Origin of the sequence: Acidaminococcus fermentans, from assembly GCF_009696675.1 — a bacterium.
Taxonomy (GTDB): Bacteria; Bacillota; Negativicutes; order Acidaminococcales; family Acidaminococcaceae; genus Acidaminococcus.
Genome location: NZ_VULN01000001.1, coordinates 21575 through 35969, shown reverse-complemented (window position 1 = coordinate 35969; position 14395 = coordinate 21575). Strand labels below are relative to the sequence as shown.

The 14395-nt window shown below is 58.5% G+C and carries 11 protein-coding genes; 10 read left to right on the top strand and 1 reads right to left on the bottom strand.

Annotation, left to right across the window (positions count from 1 at the left end; all coding sequences use genetic code 11):
• Positions 1–272 precede the first annotated feature (272 nt).
• Positions 273–2738, top strand: a complete 2466-nt coding sequence (locus FX155_RS00155; protein WP_022486727.1) for a DUF3656 domain-containing U32 family peptidase — start codon at positions 273–275, stop codon at positions 2736–2738.
• 2 nt (positions 2739–2740) lie between these two features.
• Positions 2741–5113 (top strand): endonuclease MutS2, encoded by a 2373-nt coding sequence (locus tag FX155_RS00150; RefSeq protein WP_022486726.1) that lies wholly within the window; start codon positions 2741–2743, stop codon positions 5111–5113.
• A gap of 219 nt (positions 5114–5332) precedes the next feature.
• Here the strand turns inward: FX155_RS00150 and FX155_RS00145 are convergent, their stop codons facing one another.
• Entirely contained in the window at positions 5333–5806 is a 474-nt protein-coding gene (locus tag FX155_RS00145; RefSeq protein ID WP_154487254.1) for a hypothetical protein, read from the bottom strand.
• Between the two features lie 446 nt (positions 5807–6252).
• On the opposite strand from FX155_RS00145, the gene purE reads away from it, so the two are divergent.
• The 8 genes from purE (at position 6253) to FX155_RS00105 (ending at position 14145) form a co-directional block, all read left to right on the top strand.
• Entirely contained in the window at positions 6253–6756 is a 504-nt protein-coding gene (gene purE, locus FX155_RS00140; protein WP_154487252.1) for a 5-(carboxyamino)imidazole ribonucleotide mutase, read from the top strand.
• Positions 6757–6772: 16 nt separating this feature from the next.
• On the top strand, positions 6773–8215 hold the full coding sequence (gene purF, locus FX155_RS00135; RefSeq protein WP_154487250.1) for an amidophosphoribosyltransferase: 1443 nt from the start codon (positions 6773–6775) through the stop codon (positions 8213–8215).
• Positions 8216–8227: 12 nt separating this feature from the next.
• Positions 8228–9283, top strand: a complete 1056-nt coding sequence (purM, locus tag FX155_RS00130) for a phosphoribosylformylglycinamidine cyclo-ligase (RefSeq protein ID WP_022486988.1) — start codon at positions 8228–8230, stop codon at positions 9281–9283.
• Positions 9276–9887, top strand: coding sequence for a phosphoribosylglycinamide formyltransferase (gene purN / locus FX155_RS00125; protein ID WP_022486989.1), 612 nt, complete (start codon positions 9276–9278; stop codon positions 9885–9887). Before purM ends, purN begins: the two co-directional genes overlap by 8 nt.
• 15 nt (positions 9888–9902) lie before the next feature.
• Complete coding sequence (locus tag FX155_RS00120) at positions 9903–10502, top strand: IMP cyclohydrolase (RefSeq protein ID WP_195839592.1); 600 nt, start codon at positions 9903–9905, stop codon at positions 10500–10502.
• Between the two features lie 13 nt (positions 10503–10515).
• Positions 10516–11799, top strand: a complete 1284-nt coding sequence (gene purD, locus FX155_RS00115) for a phosphoribosylamine--glycine ligase (protein WP_022486991.1) — start codon at positions 10516–10518, stop codon at positions 11797–11799.
• A 148-nt stretch (positions 11800–11947) separates the two neighbouring features.
• Positions 11948–13459 carry an IMP dehydrogenase gene (locus FX155_RS00110; RefSeq protein WP_154487246.1) on the top strand — a complete coding sequence of 504 codons (1512 nt, stop codon included), beginning with the start codon at positions 11948–11950 and terminating at the stop codon, positions 13457–13459.
• Between the two features lie 356 nt (positions 13460–13815).
• On the top strand, positions 13816–14145 hold the full coding sequence (locus FX155_RS00105) for a hypothetical protein (RefSeq protein ID WP_154487244.1): 330 nt from the start codon (positions 13816–13818) through the stop codon (positions 14143–14145).
• The last annotated feature ends 250 nt before the right edge of the window (positions 14146–14395 follow it).

Sequence of the window (14395 nt, the reverse complement as noted above, 5' to 3'; positions counted from 1 at the left end):
ATTTTCTCACCGGACAGGACCGTCCAGGCTCCCCGCTAACGGAGCAATCCGGAAGAATCCTGTCCCTGCGCGCAAAACACTTTTATAAGTATATACGGACTGTAAAAAAATACAACAGATTTCTGCACTTTTCACAGAGTTTTTTTTAATTGTTCATGAGGGAACCGGGAGCCTCCTCCTTCTGGCCATCTCCGGAGGAATATGATAAAATAAAAAGTCATGGATTGTACGTATTCAGGGATCATCCCTGCTGGATCATAAAGGAGTCTCTAATGGAAAGAAAAGATATCGAACTGCTGTCCCCGGCAGGCACCTGGGAAGCTTTGGAAGCGGCTGTGTTTGCCGGTGCCGACGCGGTGTACCTGGGGGGCAGCCATTTTGGCGCCCGGGCCTATGCGGAAAACTTCGGACCGGAGGAAATGACCCGGGCCATCCGGTTCGCCCATCTCCACCGGGTAAAGATCTATGTAACGGTGAACACCCTGGTGGATGACGGGGAAATGCCTGATCTGGGGGAATACCTGTGCTTTTTGAGCAATATCGGGGTGGACGGGATCATCGTCCAGGACCTGGGGGTGATCCGGGTGGCCCGGCAGGTGGCGCCGGAACTGCCCCTTCACGCCAGTACCCAGATGACGGTGACCAATTCCGCCGGGGCTCTGTTTACATACCACAATGGTATGGAACAGGCGGTGATGGCCCGGGAAACCTCCCTGAAGGATCTGAAGACCATCTGTAATATCACCCCGGGCAAGATTGAAGGATTCATGCACGGAGCCCTGTGCGTGTGCTACAGCGGCCAGTGCCTCATGAGCAGCATGATCGGAGGCCGCAGCGGCAACCGGGGCCGGTGTGCCCAGCCCTGCCGGCTGCCCTACACTTTGGTGAACAAGGACGGGAAGGACCTGCTGGCCAAGGTGGATGCCGGCCATTACCTGCTGTCCCCCAAAGACCTGAACACCCTGGATGTGCTGCCCCAGCTGATCGAAACGGGGATCCATTCTTTCAAGATCGAAGGCCGGATGAAGCGGCCGGAATATGTGGCGGTGGTGACGGACATTTACCGCCGGGCCATTGACAGCTACCTGGCCGGCCATTATGAAGTGCCCCAGGAAGACCGGGATAACATCGAACAGATCTTCAACCGGGATTTCACCACTGCCTATATGGTGAACCGGCCTGGACGGACCATGATGAGCGACCGGCGGCCCAACAACCGGGGAGTGCTCCTGGGCCGGGTCCAGAGCCTTGCCAAGGATCATACCGCCGGCACCCTGAAGCTGGACCGGGACCTGCACCTGGGAGACGGACTGGAATTCTGGGTCAGCGTAGGGGGCCGGGTGGGCACCTCCGTGGAACATATGACCGTAAACGGGAAAGAGGTGCCGGTGGCCCGGGCAGGCAGCAGCGTCACCATTCCCGTACCCCGGGGAATCCGGCTCAACGACCGGGTGTTCCGGACCTATGACAATGAACTGATGCAGTATGCCGCCCAGTATTTTGGAGAAGACCACAAGAAACGGATCCCTCTGTATGCAGAAGTCACCGCTCGCCTGGGCCAGCCCATGGAAGTGAAAGTGACCGACGAAGAAGGGAATACCGGCTCTGCAAAAACCGGGTTCATTGTGGAAAAAGCCCGGAAACATGCCCTGGATGAAGCTGCGGTGAAAAAGCAGCTGGACCGGCTGGGGACCACGGAATTCTCCCTGGGAGAACTGGTCTGCCGCCTGGATGAAGGGGTCATGGTCCCCATGAGCGAAATCAACGAAGCCCGCCGGGCAGCCGTGGAAGAACTGACCCAGAAGCGGCTGGACGCCTTCCTGCCTCCCCGGAAAAAGGCTGTGTGGCACAGGGAAGTGCTCCGGCAGCGGGAAAACCACGGCACCCGGAAACACAGCCAGCTCAGCGTCCAGGTGGACACCCTGGAAAAGGCCAAAGTGGCCCTGGAAGCCGGAGCCGATGTGCTGCTGGTGGGAGGGGACAGCTACACCCTGCCTCTCCTTACCCTGGAAGATTACAGCACCATCAGCGGCTGGACCCGGGCCCGGGGGAAACAGTGGATGGCGGCCACCAGCCGGATCGTCAGCGAAGGCCAGCTGAAGTACTTCCGGAACGCCCTGGCCCAGTGGGCGGCTCTCCAGCCCGACGGGTTCCTGATCGCCAACAACGGGCTGGTGGAAATGGCCCAGGAGCTGGGGCTGCCTCTGTGGCTGGATTATGACATGAACGCCTACAACAGCCAGAGCATCCTGTTCTGGCAGGAACAGGGCTTTGCCGGGGTAACCCTGTCTCCGGAACTGACCCTCCAGCAGGTGGGGGCCCTGGTGAAGAAGAGCCCGCTCCCCATTGAGTGTCTGGCGGAAGGGGCCCTGGAAATGATGGTCAGCGAATACTGTGTGGAAGGGAGTTTCCTGGGGAACCTGCACAAAGGATCCTGCAGCTTCCACTGCAAAGAGCAGGGATTCCTGGAAGACCGGAAGAAGGAAAAGTTCCCTCTGAAGCAGGACCAGTTCGGCCGGATGCACGTGCTCAACGGCCATCCCTTGTCCATGCTGGCCAATGTGCCGGATATGGAAAAGGCCGGGATCGCCCGGCTGCGGATCGATGGCCGGGGCTATACCGCCGAAGAGCTGGGTGAACTGACCGCCCTGTACCGGGGCGTGCTGGACGGGGACACCAAAGTGGAAGAGAACCGGCCCCACACCACCCGGGGACATTATTTCAGAGGAGTTTTGTAAGCATGGGGAAATTTGCTGTCAATACATTGGAATTCGATAAAGTGAAGGCGCTCCTGGCGGACCAGGCAGGGACTTCTCTGGGCCGGAGACTGGCCCTGGACCTGGTGAGCTCCAGCCGGTTCGAACAGGTGAAACTGGCCCAGGAGGAAACTGCCGAAGCCGTCCAGCTGCTGGACGAAGGGAAACGGCTGCCCCTGGGGGGCATGACGGATATCAGTCCCCTGGTGAAACGGACCCGGGTAGGGAGCATCCTGGAGCCGGAAGACTTCAAGGCCATCGGAGACACCATCGACGGGCTCCGGCATCTGAAGCAGTTCCTGCTGGAAGACACGGAAAACGCTCCGGCCCTCCGGGATTATGGTCCCCAGCTGGGGGATTTCACCCGGCTGAGCAAGCAGCTGTCCAGCGCCCTGGATGAAAAGGGGAACATCAAGGATAACGCTTCCGTAAAGCTCCAGGGCCTGCGCACCGGGATCCTGGCGGCCAAGAACCGGGTGAAGGACAAACTCACCAATATCCTCCACGATCCCAACAACCAGAAATACTTCCAGGATGCCCTGGTGACCATGCGGGAAGACCGGTACGTAATCCCCATCAAACAGGAATACCGGCTGAACTTTCCCGGGGTGGTCCATGACCAGAGCGCCAGCGGGGCCACCTTGTTCGTGGAACCTATGGCAGTGGTGAACCTGAACAACGACATCAAGAAATACCGGCTGGAGGAACAGGCAGAAGTGGAACGGATCCTCCGGACTCTCACCGGCCATGTGGGCAGCGAGGCGGAAAACATCCTCAGCTCCCTGGAAGTGGCGGCCCAGGTGGATCTCATCGGTGCCAAGGCCGCCCTGGCCCAGAAGCTCCACTGCTGCCGGCCCATGATGATCCTCCAGCAGCGGCTGCGGATTACCCAGGGACGCCATCCTCTCCTGGACCAGGAAAAGGTGGTGCCTCTGGACATCAACCTGGGGGACGATTTCACCACCCTGCTGATCACCGGCCCTAATACCGGCGGGAAAACCGTGGCCTTAAAGACCGTGGGGGTGTTCGCCCTCATGGCCCAGGCAGGGATGTTCGTCCCGGCCAAAGAAGCCATCCTGCCGGTGTTCGGCGGGGTCTATGCGGATATCGGGGATGAACAGAGCATTGAACAGAGCCTGTCCACCTTCTCCGGCCATATGAAGAACATGATCTCCATTTTGGATGAAGTCCGGGAAGGGGACCTGGTGCTGGTGGACGAAGTGTGCGTAGGGACCGATCCCACCGAAGGGGCGGCCCTGGCCATGGCCATGATAGAGTACCTGTACAACAAAAAGGTGCTTACCATCATGACCACCCACTACAGCGAACTGAAGACCTTTGCCTATGAGCATGAGGGTATGGAAAACGCCAGTGTGGAATTCGATCCGGAAACCCTCCGGCCCACCTACAAGCTGCTCATGGGTGTGCCCGGCAGTTCCAACGCCTTCTACATCAGCAAACGGCTGGGGCTGCCCCAGGAGATCCTGGACGAAGCCAAGACCTTCATCGGAGAAGGCCACAGCAATATGGAACGGGTGCTCCAGAACCTGGAAGGGGAGCGCCGGGAATATGAAAGCCGGAAGGACGAAATCGCCTCCCTCCAGCGGGAAGCGGAATACCTGAAGAACGAACTGACCCGTCAGAAGCAGGACCTGGAAAAGAGCCGGAACGCCATTTTACGGAAGGCCCGGGAACAGGCGGACGAACTGTACCGGAACGCCCGGCGGGAATCCACTTCCATTTTGAAGGAACTGCGGGCCAACCAGGACATGGTGGAAAGCCGGAAGGTGGAACAGCTGGCGGAACTGTCCCGGAAGGTGCTGAACAAGAACTTCTCCATTGACGGGAAGCCCATGCCGGAAGGTCAGGGGCTCACCAGCGGCAATGCGGCGGTGGGCAAGAAGGTGTATGTGAAGAAGATCGGCCAGAGCGGCACCATTGTGGCCCTGAACGGCAAGGAAGTCACCGTGCGGATCGGGATCATGAAGATGAATCTGAAGCTGAAGGACTGCCTGCTGCTGAAGGAAGCGCCCAGCCAGCCCCGGAGCACCCACCGGACCCTGAAGAAGAGCACCAGCCAGGGCCACAACCTGTTTGTGAAGAAGGCCCAGGATGCCACGGTGCAGATCGATGTGCGGGGCAAGACCGTGGATGAAGCCATCCCCTATGTGGACAAGGCCATTGACGATGCCCTGCTGGCCGGGATGGACCGGTTCCGTCTGGTCCACGGGAAAGGCACCGGCATGCTCCGGAAAGGCCTCCTGGAATACCTAGACCAGCATCCCAATGTGCTGAAAACCGAAATGGCCCCTCTGAATGAAGGGGGATTCGGGGCCACCATTGTGTGGGTGAAATAAAAGCGCGGTGCCTGGGCGCCGCGCTGTCACTGGTCAGCTGTTAACGGTAGGCGCCCGGAGGAGGAAACCCGCCGCTGGCGGGTTTCTTTGAAGGGAAACGCAGCCCTCAGGGCTGCGTTTTCATTCAGGAGCATCTGCCTTTGGCAGATGCTCTCCTCCGTCCAGTGACCATTGACCGCTGACAAAAAAATCCTGCTGCAGGCTGCAGCAGGATTTTTTTCACTTCACCTCTTCCACCAGCCTTGCCAGACGGCTCTGAAAGATGTCTCCCTGGGTGATGGCGCTGGCAGGCTTCCACCAGGCCAGAGAATCATTGGGATTGTTCAGGAAGGTCCGGCCGAAGGGGGTTCCGATATCCCGGGGAGAAGCCCAGGAAAACAGGGTCAGGTTGGGTTTGAACACCCCCAGCTGTTCCCCGGTGGGAGCCAGGGACCCGGTCATGGGCTGGACAATGGGCCGGAGGGGGATCTTCTGGACCTGGATGGGACGGGAGGGGGTTACAGGAGTGTAAACGGGAGTGGGAATGGGGCTGTGATTCTGGAAGCCGCCCACCGGCACCGTGGGCCGGGGCACAGGAGAGCCGATCCGCCCGGGTTTGGGCACCGGAATGGCCCCGGCCGCCAGCGCCGAACCGCAGACGGAAAAGGCCGTAAGGATGGTCAGGAAAAACCGTTTCCAAATGGATTGTTTCATGGGAATCACCTCTTTGGTCCTATTATAGCATATTGGAGGGGCTGATGCACAAAAGGGGGTACGGCGGTCCTGGGCAGGCTGCCCGCTCATCCGGTGGCTGGCGGCTCATTTTGCGGGCGGCCGGGCCTGCCGCCCCTACGGTTGGGCAGAGTCTCCCATCCTGCCGCCCACCTGGCCACTTAACCACCTGACCACTTGCGGGCGGCCGGGCCTGCCGCCCCTACGGGTTGGAGCAGAGTCTCCACCTAACCACTTAACCTCCTGGCTGTCTCCACATTTCGAACGATAGTGTTACTTATGTTATAAAAGTTCGATAAAACATTGACAGAGCCCCGGTCCGTTGATAGAATAGGAGTATAAATTATTGTGGTGGTTTGGCTCTGAGAAACTTGAACACTGGCTGTGCGGGCGGTATCAAGGGCCTTTTTTATTGGAGGTGCTCACGAATGAAAGCAGCAATTATCATGGGAAGCAATTCGGACTGGCCGGTGCTGGAACCTGCGGAAAAAACTCTGAAGGAATTCGGGGTAGAGGTGGAAGTAGTGGTGGCCAGCGCCCACCGGACTCCGGAACTGGTACAGGAATTCGCCGCCGGCGCCCGTGACCGGGGTGTGGAAGTCATCATTGCCGCCGCCGGTGCAGCGGCCCATCTGGGCGGATTCATCGCCGCCTTCACCACCGTGCCGGTGATCGGGATTCCCATCAACGCCACCCCTCTCAACGGGATGGATTCTCTCCTGAGCTTCGTGCAGATGCCTTCCGGCATTCCCGTGGCTACCATGGCCATCAACGGGGCCAAGAATGCCGCCATCTTCGCCGTGGAGATCCTGGCGGTGAAGTATCCGGAACTGGTGACCAAACTGGCGGAAGCCCGGGCCAAGATGAAGGAAGAAGTGAAAGCCAAAGGGGAAAAACTGGCTGTTGCCAGAGCCGCCGCTGCCAAAGCATAAGGAAACGGGAGGAACTATGGGGGACAAGTTTTTTGCGGAAGACAAGCTCCATGAAGAATGCGGGGTCTTCGGCATCTATTCCAAGAAAGACGACGTGGCACTGAATACTTACTGGGGGCTGTTCGCTCTCCAGCACAGAGGCCAGGAAAGCGCCGGCATCGCTGTCACCGACGGCCGGCACATGCACATCAAAAAGGGCATGGGACTGGTGAACGATGTGTTCAAAGACGGCCTGAAGGGCCTGGACGGCTGCATTGCCGCCGGCCATGTACGGTATTCCACCACCGGGGCCAGCATGCCCTACAATGTGCAGCCGCTGAAGGTGTTCTATGACGGGGGCAACCTGGCCCTCAGCCACAACGGCAACCTGACCAACGCCGCCCAGCTCCGGAAGGAACTGGCCAACGACGGGGTGGTGTTCCAGACCACCATCGACAGCGAAGTGGTGCTGAGCCTGATCGCCCGGAGCCGGAAAAAGACCCTGCCGGAACGGGTGGCGGAAGCGGCTGACACCATCCGGGGTGCCTTTGCCATCCTGATCATGAACGATGACCAGCTGATCGCCTTCCGGGATCCCTACGGCTTCCGGCCTCTGTGCCTGGGCCGGTTGGACCACGGCTGGGTGGTGGCCAGTGAAACCTGCGCCCTGGATCTGGTGGGGGCCCACTATGTGCGGGACGTGAAGCCCGGGGAAATGATCGTCATCGACAACGAGGAAACAGAACCCAAAAGCATCATGTACAGCACCCACAAACCGACCCACTGTGCCCACTGTATTTTCGAATACGTGTATTTCGCCCGTCCCGACAGCATCATCGACGGGGAAAGCGTATACCAGGCCCGTCTGAACATGGGACGGATCCTGGCCCGGGAAACCAGGGGGATCAAGGCGGATGTGGTGATTTCCGTGCCCGATTCCGGCACCCCTGCAGCCATCGGCTACGGCCTGGAAGCCGGGATCCCCTTTGTGGAAGGGCTCACCAAGAACAAATACATCGGCCGGACCTTCATCCAGCCCACCCAGAAACAGCGCCTCAATGCGGTGCGGCTGAAACTGAACGCCAACCGGAGCCTGGTGGAAGGGAAATCCGTGGTGATGGTGGATGACTCCATCGTCCGGGGCACCACCAGCGGCAAGATCGTCCAGCTGCTCCGGGATGCGGGAGCTACGGCGGTGCACGTGTGCATCAGTTCGCCCCCTGTAATGGATTCCTGCTTCTACGGCATCGACACTTCCGAACGGAAAGAACTGATCGCCGCCAGCAAGACGGAAGAAGAGATCCGCCAGTACATCAAGGCGGACAGCCTCCATTACATTACCATGGAAGGACTCCGGGCCAGCCTGTCCGTGCTGAAACCCGATGATATGTGCTATGCCTGCTTCAATTCCCATTATCCGGATGGAGCAGATAAAGAAATGAAAAAAGGATCCAAATTACAGTTTGAACTGGGTTGCTAAGGAGGAAACAGCGTGAGCGAGAAAAAGGTCATTACATACGCAGATGCAGGGGTGGATATCGACGCCGGCAACAAAGCCGTGGAACTGATGAAGGACAGCGTCCGGGCCACCTACCGTCCGGAAGTCATCGGGGACCTGGGGGGCTTCGGGGGCCTGTTTGCCCTGGGGAACAAATACCAGGATCCGGTGCTGGTTTCCGGTACCGACGGTGTGGGCACCAAGCTGAAGATCGCCTTTATGATGGACCGTCACGACACCATCGGCCAGGACGCCGTGGCCATGTGCGTCAATGATATCCTGGTCCAGGGGGCGGAACCTCTGTTCTTCCTGGATTACATCGCCACCGCCAAGGTGGAATCCCAGAAAATCGCCGACATCGTCAAAGGGGTGGCCAATGCCTGCAAGGAAAGCGGCTGTGCCCTGATCGGCGGGGAAACCGCTGAAATGGCCGGGTTCTATGCCAAGGACGAATACGACATCGCCGGCTTCAGCGTAGGCGTGGTGGAACGGAGCAAGATGATCACCGGGGACAAGGTGAAGGCCGGGGACGTCCTCCTGGGTCTGCCTTCCACCGGGGTCCATTCCAACGGGTTCTCCCTGGTACGGAAAATCTGCTTCGAAGCTCAGGGCTTCACGGTGGACACCTACATTCCGGAATTCGGCAAAACCCTGGGTGAGGAACTGCTGACTCCCACCCGGCTGTATCCCCGGACCATCCTGCCCATGATCAAAAAATTCGATCTCCACGGTATGGTCCACATCACCGGGGGCGGCTTCTATGACAACATTCCCCGGATCCTGCCGGAAAACTGTGACGCGGAAGTCCATGCAGACGCCTGGGAAGTGCCCGCTGTGTTCAAAAAGCTCCAGGAATGGGGCAATGTTCCGGTGAAGGAAATGTACCGGACCTTCAACATGGGGGTTGGCATGGTGCTGGTGGTGGATCCTTCCGAAGCCGACGCCGTCCGGGCTCATCTGAAAGAAAACGGGGAAACCTTCTACGAACTGGGCCATGTGGTGCCCGGCACCAAAAAGACCGTGATGAAAGGCGGGGTTTTCGGTGACTAAACGGAAAATCGGGGTACTGGTCAGCGGCCGGGGAAGCAATTTCCAGGCCGTGGCCGACAAAATCAAAAAAGAAAACCTGCCCATCGAAATCGCCGTGGTGATCAGCGACAGTCCGGAAGCCTATGCCCTCCAGCGGGCGGAAAAGATGGGGATCCCTCACTGCGCCATTGCCCGTCAGGATTTTGTGGACAAGGCTTCCTTCGAAGCCGCCATTGACAAGACCCTCCGGGAAGCAGGGGTGGAACTGGTGGTGCTGGCCGGATTCATGCGGATCCTCAGCGGAGATTTCGTGAATTCCTGGTACCACAAGATCATCAACATCCATCCGGCCCTGCTGCCGTCCTTTACGGGACTGGATGCCCAGGGACAGGCTCTGAACTACGGGGTGAAGATCGCCGGCTGCACCGTCCACTTTGTGGATGCAGGGATGGATACCGGCCCCATCATCATGCAGGCCGCCGTACCTGTGCTGGACGAAGATACCCATGACACCCTGGCCGCCCGGATCCTGGTCCAGGAACATACCATCCTGCCGGAAGTGGTGAAGCTGTGGGCGGAAGACCGGCTGACTGTAAACGGCCGGAAAGTGAAAATCCGTAAATAAGGAGAACAATCCATGCTGAAAATTCGCAGAGCATTACTGAGCGTTTCTGACAAGACCGGCATTGTGAAGCTGGGCTATTTCCTGAACAACAATGGGGTGGAAATCATCTCCACCGGCGGCACCATGAAGGTGCTGAAGGAAGCTGGCGTGCCGGTGACCTACGTAAGCGACGTAACCGGGACCCCGGAAATGATGGACGGCCGGGTAAAGACCCTGAATCCCAAGATCCATGGGGGCATCCTGGCTGTGCGCAGCAATCCCAAACATATGGAAGACATGAAGAAGAACGGGATCCAGCCCATTGACCTGGTGGTGGTGAACCTGTATCCCTTCCAGCAGACCATTGCCAAACCGGATGTAACCGAAGCCGAAGCCATCGAAAACATCGACATCGGCGGTCCGGCCATGGTCCGGGCTTCTGCCAAGAACTTCCACGATGTGGTGATCATCACCAATCCGGACCGGTATGAAGACCTGATCCACATGCTGAAGGAAAAAGGGGACATCGATCTCCACACCCGGAAAATGCTGGCCCAGGAAGCCTTTGCCCATACGGCGGAATACGATACGGCCATTGCAGCCTATCTGAAGAAGCAGCTGGACAGCGAAAAATAAGGGAGGCCTTAGCATGCAGGTACTGGTAATTGGCGGCGGCGGCCGGGAACATACCCTGGTCTGGAAGCTGGCCCAAAGCAAAAAGGTGACGAAACTCTACGCAGCCCCCGGGAATCCGGGCATGAAGGACCTGGCGGAATGTGTGAACCTGGACATTACGGATCTGAACGGTTTGGCGGACTGGGCGGAAAAGCACGCCATCGATCTGACGGTGGTGGGGCCGGAAGCTCCTCTGGTGGCCGGCATCGTGGATGTGTTCAACGCCCGGGGTCTGACCATTTTCGGGCCCAGTGCCAAAGCGGCGGAAATCGAAGGCTCCAAGATCTTCTCCAAGGAACTGATGGAGAAGTACGGAGTGCCCACCGCCTTCTTTAAAGTATGCGACAACCTGGCAGATGCCAGAGCCTTTGTGGAAGAAAAAGGCGCCCCCATTGTGATCAAGGCAGACGGCCTGGCTGCCGGCAAAGGGGTCGTGGTGGCCATGACCAAGGACGAAGCCCTGGATGCCCTGGATGAAATGATGGGTGCCCACAAGTTCGGCAGCGCCGGCAACCGGGTGGTCATCGAAGAGTTCATGGAAGGGGAGGAAGCCTCCCTCCTGGCCTTCACCGACGGGAAGACTATTGTGCCCATGCTGGCTGCCCAGGACCATAAACGGGTGAACGACGGAGACCAGGGGCCCAACACCGGGGGCATGGGGGCTTACTGCCCGGCACCGGTAATGACCGACGCCCTGAAGGAAAAGACCGTGAAGGAAGTGCTGCGGCCCATTGTGGACGCCCTGGCCAAGGAAGGACGGCCTTATTCCGGCTGCCTGTACGCCGGTCTCATGATTAAAGGGGACAGCGTGAAGGTGGTGGAATTCAACGCCCGGTTCGGGGATCCGGAAACCCAGGTGGTGCTGCCCCTGCTGAAAAGCGACCTGGCAGAGATCATGGTGGCTTGCGCCAAAGGCACCCTGAAGCCTGAAATGGTGGAATGGAGCGACAAGTCCGCCGTGTGCGTGGTCATGGCCAGCGGCGGCTATCCCGGATCCTACAAAAAGGGTCTGCCCATTACCGGCCTGAAGGCTGCAGGAGCCATGGAAGACGTGGTGGTGTTCCACGCCGGCACCCGGGAAGAGGACGGGAAGATCCTCACCAACGGAGGCCGTGTGCTGGGAGTCACTGCTGTGGCTGACAGCATCCCTGCCGCCCAGCAGAAAGCCTATGACGCGGTGGACAAGATCCACTTCGACGGGGCCCATTTCCGCCAGGACATTGCCTGGAGAGCCCTCCGCCGGCTGAAGACGAAATAAGATGATGTTACAGACCGCAGAAGTATTCCAGCCCCTGCGGTCTGTTTCCGTAACAGATAGACTTCTGAAGGAAAAGACCAGAAAAACCTGTTGCATTTGTGACAGACTGGTGCTAAAATGAGAAAAATATTTCAAAGGGGGATATACAATGGCTTTTATCTATGATGAACCTGCCCATACTTTCAGCGAGTATCTTTTAGTTCCTGGATATTCTTCCAGCGAATGCATTCCGGCAAATGTGAGTCTGAAGACTCCGCTGGTGAAATTTAAAAAGGGTGAAGAACCGGCTCTGACCCTGAATATTCCCCTGGTTTCCGCTATCATGCAGTCCGTTTCCGACGACAACATGGCCATCGCCCTGTCCCGGGAAGGGGGCATCTCCTTTATCTACGGGTCTCAGACCATCGAAAGCGAAGCCGCCATGGTGGCCCGGGTCAAGAGCTTCAAGGCCGGGTTCGTGGTCAGCGATTCCAACCTGCGTCCGGACAGCACCCTGGCCGATGTACTGGCTCTGAAGGAAAAAACCGGTCACAGCACCATGGCTGTTACCAGCGACGGCAGCAAGAACGGCCATCTGGAAGGGATCGTTACCAGCCGTGACTACCGGATCAGCCGGATGAACATGGAAGATCAGGTCAAGAACTTCATGACTCCGGTGGCTGACATGGTGGTCGGCAGCAGCGACATCACCCTGAAACAGGCCAACGATATTATCTGGGAACACAAACTGAACACCCTGCCCATTATCGACAAAGAGGGCAACCTGATGTACATGGTGTTCCGGAAAGACTATTCCACCCACAAACAGTATCCCCTGGAACTGCTGGATAGCCAGAAACGCCATGTGGTAGGCGCCGGCATCAACACCCGTGACTATGAACAGCGGGTACCGGCCCTGGTGGAAGCCGGTGCGGACGTACTGTGCATCGACTCTTCCGAAGGCTACAGCGAATGGCAGAAACGGACCCTGAAATGGATCCGGGACAAATACGGTGATTCCGTCAAGGTAGGGGCCGGCAACGTGGTTGACGCGGAAGGCTTCCGGTTCCTGGCAGAATGCGGTGCTGACTTTGTGAAGATCGGTATCGGCGGCGGCTCCATCTGCATCACCCGGGAACAGAAGGGGATCGGCCGGGGCCAGGCTACTGCCGTTATCGAAGTGGCCAAGGCCCGGGACGAATACTACAAGGAAACCGGCATCTATGTGCCCATCTGCTCCGACGGCGGTATCGTGTACGACTACCACATGACCCTGGCTCTGGCCATGGGCGCCGACTTCCTGATGCTGGGCCGGTATTTCGCCCGGTTCGACGAATCCCCCACCAACAAGGTGAACATCAACGGCACCTACATGAAGGAATACTGGGGCGAAGGTTCCGCCCGTGCCCGGAACTGGCAGCGGTATGACCTGGGCGGGGACAAGAAGCTGTCCTTCGAAGAAGGGGTGGATTCCTACGTTCCTTACGCCGGCGGCCTGAAAGACAACGTGAACCTGACCATCTCCAAGATGCGGTCCACCATGTGCAACTGCGGGGCTCTCACCATCCCCGAACTGCAGAAAAAGGCCAAACTGACCCTGGTATCCGCCACCAGCCTGGTGGAAGGCGGGGCACACGATGTGCTGCTGAAAGAAAACACTTCTTCCAATTATCCAAAATGAGGCGGGTGAAAGGGCTGTTGCGTGAGCAACAGCCCTTTTTTGTCAACGGTCAACAGCCGGATGAAAAAATTTGCAGGCAAATTTTTGTTGAATGGAGAAAACCGGCGGCCGGGAAGGGCGTGCCTTCGGCGCGCCCCTACGCCGTCAGAGTCGGAGTGTGGGAGAACAACGGGTCCTGCGGACCGAAGAAAATCCCCTGACTCCAACGGTGTAGGGGCTTGCCGCAGGCGAGCCCTTCCCGGCCGCCCGGAGGGCTGTGTTCAAAGGCAAATGCGGATGCATTTGCCTTCCTTTGGCTGTTGACCGTTGACCGTCCATTGTGCTACAATGGGGAAAATTTTTTCAGGAGGCGTGGTATGACTGGGTTCCAGAAAATCGTGGTGGGGCTTTTGGCGGGGAATCTGCTGTGCACTTTCGGGCTGTATCTCCGGCTGGACAGCCAGCAGCTGCTGCTGGAAAAGGAAGTCCGGAGCATGAAACGGGACATTGTGGGCACCCGGTACGATGACACCAATCTGAAAAACAGCCTGGCCAGCCTGGAAAAGCAGGTGGGGAAGCTGGACGAAAACACCCGGAAGGCCCGGGAACAGGAGAACCCGGCCGCTCCGGCCCCGGCGCCCCAGCCCCAGCCCAAAAAGGACCCCAGCGGGATCCAGGGGCTGATCGACAGGATATTTGGGAGGTAAAGGGATGTCTGGCAGCCCCGTCAACGGTCAACAGCCGGATGAAAAAAATTTGCAGGCAAATTTTTGTTGAATGGAGAAAACCGGAGGCCGGGAAGGGCGTGCCTTCGGCGCGCCCCTACGCCGTCAGAGTCGGAGTGTGGGAGAACAAAGGGCCCTGGGGACCGAAGGAAATCCCCTGACCCCAACGGCGTAGGGGCTTGCCGCAGGCGAGCCCATCCCGGCCGCCCGGAGGGCTGTGTTCAAAGGCAAA